This is a genomic window from Streptomyces anatolicus, assembly GCF_019400875.1.
GTDB lineage: Bacteria > Actinomycetota > Actinomycetes > Streptomycetales > Streptomycetaceae > Streptomyces > Streptomyces anatolicus.
The window spans coordinates 1-3755 of sequence record NZ_WMBF01000559.1; the positions used below are offsets into that span (position 1 = coordinate 1).

Annotated in this window: 2 protein-coding genes; one reads left to right on the forward strand and one right to left on the reverse strand. The window is 73.2% G+C overall.

Going from position 1 to position 3755, the window contains the following annotated elements:
- Nucleotides 1-11 precede the first annotated feature (11 nt).
- Entirely contained in the window at nt 12-809 is a 798-nt protein-coding gene (locus GKQ77_RS29480) for an SDR family oxidoreductase (RefSeq protein WP_219692170.1), read from the reverse strand.
- Nucleotides 810-1164: 355 nt separating this feature from the next.
- Between GKQ77_RS29480 and GKQ77_RS29485 the strand changes: the two genes are divergently transcribed.
- Nucleotides 1165-2799: an alkaline phosphatase D family protein gene (locus tag GKQ77_RS29485; RefSeq protein ID WP_219692169.1), complete on the forward strand. Its 1635-nt coding sequence runs from the start codon at nt 1165-1167 to the stop codon at nt 2797-2799.
- Nucleotides 2800-3755 lie beyond the last annotated feature (956 nt).

Consider the following 3755-nt stretch of genomic DNA (forward strand, 5'->3'; position numbering starts at 1 on the left):
CCGCCCAGCCCTCAACCCCGCCCGATATACGGCATGTTCGTCGCGAGCACGGTCGCGAACTGCACGTTCGCCTCCAGCGGCAGCTCCGCCATGTGCCGCACCGTCCGCGCCACGTCGGCCACGTCCATCACCGGCTCGCTCGCCAACTCGCCGTTGGCCTGGAGGATCCCGGACTGCATGCGCTCGGTCATGTCGGTCGCGGCGTTGCCGATGTCGATCTGGCCGACGGCGATCCGGTACGGGCGGCCGTCCAGGGAGAGCGACTTGGTCAGGCCGGTCAGCGCGTGCTTCGTGGCCGTGTACGCGACCGAGTTCGGGCGCGGCGCATGTGCCGCGATCGAGCCGTTGTTGATGATCCGTCCGCCCCGCGGGTCCTGCTCCTTCATCTGCCGGAACGCGGCCTGCGCGCACAGGAAGGCGCCGTTGAGGTTGGTGTCGACGACGTGGCGCCAGGCGTCGTAGGGAAGCTCCTCGACGGGCACGCCGCCGGGGCCGAAGGTGCCCGCGTTGTTGAAGAGCAGGTCGAGACGTCCGAACCGCTCGCGCACGGCGCCGAAGAGTGCCGCCACGTCTTCCGGGCTCGTCACGTCGGTCCGTACGCACAGGGGGGCGCCCTCCTTGAGAGGGGCGAGGGCGGCCGTCTCCTCCAGGGTCTCCAGGCGGCGGCCCGCGAGCGCCACGGACCAGCCGGCGGCGAGGAGTTCGACGGCGACGGCACGGCCGATCCCGGAACCGGCCCCGGTCACCACGGCGACCCTGGGGGAGTCCGGCCCGTCGGTCTCGACGAGGCTCTCCGCGGCGGTCTCCACGACGCTCTCCGCGGCGGCGACCACGGCGGTCTTCGCCACCCCCACCGTGACCTCCTCCGGCTCGGCCTCCACGGTGCTGCCCACGCCGGTGCCCCCGGCGCTCTCCACACCGCTGCCCGCGCCGACGGCCCCGGCGCTCTCCGCCACGCCTTCCGCGCCGACGGCCCCGGCGCTCTCCACGTTCCCGGCCGCGTTCGATGAGGCAGTTCGCTCAGCGTTCATGGCCCCGCAGCGTACGGGAGGCGTGGGCACGGGGACATCATCCGACCGCCATATGGCTGTTGTGTACGTGACAGACGCAGGTCGTCCCCCGCCACTTACATGCCCCTGACACCAATCGTCAGGGGAGGGCCACATGACACCCGCAGCCCAGCAGCACGCGCCCGAACTCCGGGCCGCCGCCCAGCACTTGGGGCGCCGCCGTTTCCTCACCGTCACCGGTGCCGCCGCCACGCTCGCCTTCGCCACCAACCTGCCCACCGCGGGCGTCGCGGGCGCCGCCGAGCTGGACGCCCGCCGCATCAAGGAGAACCCCTTCACCCTCGGCGTCGCCTCCGGAGACCCGCTGCCCTCCTCGGTCCTGCTGTGGACCCGGCTCGCCCCCGCCCCTTACGAGCCCGGCGGCGGACTGCCCAAGGAGCGCGTCTCCGTCCACTGGGAACTCGCCCACGACCCCCGCTTCCGGCGCGTCGCCAGACGCGGCGTCACCACCGCGCACCCCGAGTACAACCACACCGTGCACGTCGAGGTCGACCACCTGGACGCGGGCCGCCGCTACTACTTCCGGTTCCGCGCGGGCCAGTGGACCAGTGCCACCGGCCGCACCCGCACCGCCCCCGCGCCGGGCAGCCGCCCCGGGTCCCTGACCCTCGCAGCGGTCTCCTGCCAGGCGTACCACGACGGCTACTTCACCGCGTACAAGCACCTCGCCCAGGACGACGTCGACGTCGTCTTCCACCTCGGCGACTACCTCTACGAGTACGCGGTCAACGCGACCGGCGGCGCCCGCGCCTACAAGGACAGGACGCTGCCCGCCCACTACAACAAGGAGACCCTAACGCTGGAGGACTACCGCCTGCGGTACGCCCTCTACAAGTCCGACCCCGACCTGCGCGCCGCCCACGCCGCGCACCCCTTCGTCGTCACCTGGGACGACCACGAGGCCGAGAACAACTACGCCGACGACATCGACGAGAACGGCAACCCGCCCGCCGAGTTCCTGCTGCGCCGCGCCGCCGCCTACCGCGCGTACTGGGAGAACCTGCCGCTGCGCCGCCCGCAGCTGCCCAAGGGCCCCGACGCGCGGCTCTACCGGCGCCTGGTCTGGGGCCGGCTCGCCCAGTTCGACATCCTCGACACCCGCCAGTACCGCTCCGACCAGGCGTACGGCGACAAGGCGCACGCCCCGGGACCCGAGTCGGACGACCCGAGGCGCACCATCACCGGCGCCACCCAGGAGCGCTGGCTCCTCGACGGCTGGCGCCGCTCGCGCGCGCTGTGGAACGTCGTCCCGCAGCAGGTCACCTTCTCCCAGCGCAAGCTGGACCTCACCGCGCAGGCGAAGCTCTCCATGGACGCCTGGGACGGCTACCGCGCCTCCCGCAAGCGGGTCCTCGCGGGCGCGAAGGCGGCCGGCCTCGACAACCTCATGGTCCTCACCGGAGACGTGCACGTCGGCTACGCCTTCGACATCAAGGCCGACTTCGACGACCCCTCGTCGAGGACCGTGGGCACGGAGATCGTCGCGACGTCCATCGCCAGCGGCAAGGACGGCGCGGACAAGCCGGCCAACTGGGAGACGTACACCAAGGCCAACCCGCACCTGAAGTTCTACAACGGACGGCGGGGCTACGTGACGGTCGGCCTCGGCCGCGACGAGGCGCGCGCCGACTTCAAGACGGTCTCGGCGGTCACGACGCCGGGCGCCCCGATCAAGACCGCGGCGTCCTTCGTCACGGAGTCGGGCGACCCGGGGCTGCGGCCCGCATAGGCGCCGTCGGCGGCCTCCGGCGTCCTGAGCGCCAGCGCCAGATCGTTGTCCGCGGTGAAGAAGGGGCGCACGGAGGCCGCGTGTCCAGCAGCCGGATACGCGTACTCGGCGGCCGGATACACATCCGTCCGCTTGCGGTCGACGACATCGCCGATGACGCGCGCCACCCGCACCGGCTCGGCACCGGGCGACAAGCGCAGCGCCAGCTCCCAGGTCTCCGGCTCCCCGTCACCGGCGTCAAGGAGCCGGGCGTAGGGCAGGCGGAAGCGGAAGCGGTCGGGCCCGGACGCCGTCACGTCGGTCTCGAAGGCGGAGGCCGGATTCCGGCGCGGTACGGCGAGGAGGCGGGGCCGCTCTTTCGGAGCGAACTCCGCGCCGTACAGCGTGCCTTGCACCGCGCACGAGTCAGCGTCGGCCGTCAGCGTGTGGGCCTCGGCGTGCGCGGGGCGGTGCCAGGTGCGCAGGGAGAGGTTGTTCTTGACGGTGGGATAGGGGATCCACCAGCCGAACGGGGTTCCCGGCAGGGCCGCGAGGCCCAGCAGCTCGCGCTGTTCGACGGCCGTGCACGCGACGCGGCGCCGCACGCCGTCGTCCGCCCGGACGACGTGGAAGTCCCAGCGGCCCTCGGCGAGCCGGTGGGCACGGCGCTCCAGCACGGCCGTCCAGGGGGATTCGTCGGTCTCGGGCTCGCGAAGGGGAACCGTGAGCAGGTCCTCGCCCCGGCCCTCGGTGCCGCGCCGCGTCGCGGTCAGCGTGAACGCGCTGCCCCGCATCCCGGCGCGCTCCAGCCGTACGACGAGATCCCCGGCGGCGTTCACCGAACAGGCCGACCTCGGCCGCAGCGGGCCGAGCCGCGCCGAGCGCCCGCGCCCCGCCTTTCGTACGGTCCGGCCGAGCGCCCGGCGCGTGGCGGCTCCGGCGCGCCTGACACCGGCGGCCAGGCGCAGGTCGAGGGG

Coding starts and splice junctions, on each gene's coding strand:
- GKQ77_RS29485 (WP_219692169.1), top strand. CDS start 1,165: ATGACACCCGCAGCCCAGCAGCACGCGCCCGAACTCCGGGCCGCCGCC.